Below are 1,737 nucleotides of genomic sequence, written 5' to 3'. Positions count from 1 at the left end.
CGATGCCGGGTCGGTGGGTGTGTGGTCGGTGGGTGCGGGGGTGGTGGTTCCCGCGGTGACGGTGGACGGGCTGATCCGGGATCAGGTAGCGCGTACTCCCGGGGCGGTCGCGGTCGTGGACGACGCGGATGGTGCGGAGTTGGCGTACGCGCAGTTCGACGTGCGGGTGAACGCTCTGGCTCGTCTCCTGACCGAGCGGGGCGTGACGGTGGGTGGCCGGGTCGCGGTGGCCCTGCCGCGCTCGGCGGACCTGGTGACCGCTCTTGCTGCGGTACTGCGTGCCGGCGCCGCGTATGTTCCCGTCGATCCGGGATATCCCGCGGAGCGTGTTACCGCGATCCTCCAGGATTCCGGTGCCCGGGTGGCTATCACTGATGGTGCGACGGCGGCGGCCCAGGCGGGCGTGTTCACGGCCGCGGGTGTCGTCACCGTGGTCCTCGATGAGAATGCTGTTCGTGGCCAGGTGGAACACGGGGCGTCCGACGCACCCGTGCTGTCGCGCCCGGTCACCCCCGGCGACACCGCGTATGTGATCTTCACGTCCGGTACCACCGGACGACCCAAAGGCGTCGCCCTGTCCCATGCCGCGGTCGTGAACCGGCTTGTCTGGGGCCGGGAGGTGTTGGGGTTCTCGTCGTCTGATCGGGTGCTGCTGAAGACACCGTTCACGTTCGACGTGTCGGTACCGGAGTTCTTCCTCCCGCTGATCACCGGGGCGGTGGTCGTGGTCGCCCGTGACAACGCACATGGGGATCCGGGCTATATCGCCGGTGTGGTGCGGAAAAGGCGGGTCACGAGCGTGCATTTCGTGCCATCGATGCTTCAGGCGTTCCTGGACTCGGGAGCAGAGGCGGGGTCGTTCCCGGATGTGCGGCTGGTGTCGTTCACGGGGGAAGCGCTGCCGGTGGCGGCGGCCATCAAGGCCCGGGAGGTGTTCGACCAGGCGGAACTGTTCAACCTGTACGGGCCGACCGAAGCGGCGGTCGAGATCGCCAGCTACGACATCGCCGCTCTGAACGCAGACTCGGATTCGACGCCGATCGGTCGCCCGGTGTCGAATTCTTATGTGCGGGTGCTGGACGGGTGGCTGCGCCCGGTACCGGCCGGGGTGACCGGTGAGCTGTATCTGGGCGGGGTGCAGCTGGCGGAAGGATATGTGGGCCGGGCAGGGCTGACAGCGGAAAGGTTCGTCGCCGACCCTCTCGGCGCCCCGGACGAGCGGCTGTACCGGACCGGCGATCTGGCCCGATGGAACGACCAGGGCGAGTTGGAGTACCTGGGCCGGTCCGACGACCAGGTCAAGGTACGCGGGTTCCGGATCGAACTCGACGAGATCCGCGCTGTCCTCGAACGACACCCCGCCATCTCGGGTGCCGCGGTCACCGCTCTCGATCACCCCGCCGGAGGGAAGTTCCTCGCCGCCTATGTCACCACCACCCCGTCCGCACCAGCCGACGAGGCCGTGCTGGCCGACGTGCTGCGGGAACACACGAACGCGCTCCTGCCGGAGTACATGGTTCCCGCATCGTTCACCCGCCTGGCCACACTCCCCACGACCTCGAGCGGGAAACTCGACCGCAAAGCACTACCCGCCCCCGACCTGACCGCCGGATCCGGCAGCGGCCGCCCCCCGGAAACCGACACCGAGCTGTCCCTGGCCGGGGTGTTCCGCGACGTCCTCGCCCTCCCCGAGGACACACCCCTGTCCGTGGACGACGACTTCTTCCGACTCGGCGG

General features: G+C 68.8%; 1 protein-coding gene. It reads left to right on the top strand.

Translation table 11 applies throughout. The features are described 5' to 3' along the window. Positions 1-40: 40 nt before the first annotated feature. Positions 41-1,737, top strand: a 1,697-nt coding sequence (locus E0504_RS49445; RefSeq protein ID WP_165938889.1) for an amino acid adenylation domain-containing protein, incomplete at its 3' end; no start/stop codon positions are given.

It is taken from the genome of Parafrankia sp. BMG5.11 (assembly GCF_004337455.1).
The sequence above is the reverse complement of the archived record's forward strand: the minus strand, read 5'-3'. Positions and strand labels throughout refer to the sequence as shown.